This window comes from Bacillus sp. SIMBA_008 (genome assembly GCF_046535495.1).
Taxonomy (GTDB): Bacteria; Bacillota; Bacilli; order Bacillales; family Bacillaceae; genus Bacillus; species Bacillus subtilis.
In genome coordinates, this window is the sequence record NZ_JAWRWL010001070.1 from 1 (window position 1) to 244 (window position 244).

At 66.0% G+C, this 244-nt stretch carries 1 pseudogene; it reads left to right on the top strand.

From position 1 onward, the window contains the following. Window positions 1-148 precede the first annotated feature (148 nt). Window positions 149-244, top strand: a pseudogene (locus tag SB658_RS26700) (YobI family P-loop NTPase); the annotation flags it as partial.

A 244-nucleotide genomic window follows, 5' to 3' on the forward strand; every position in this document is an offset into this window, starting at 1 on the left:
CTCGGTCGGGGTCGCCTTGGGGTCGGCTTGGGAGACCACGACGACCGAGTTCCTCGCGAGCCGTGCGGAGCGCTCGTCGCGATCCTCGAGAGCCTCGAGGAGCAGTGCGCCGGCCTCGGCGTGATCGGCGCGCGTCGCCGACACGTACTTCGACGCCTATCTGGATGAGATCGTCTATTTCTTCGAGGCCACCCGGTGCGACATCGTCGTCATCGAGGACATCGATCGGTTCGAGGACGCTCAG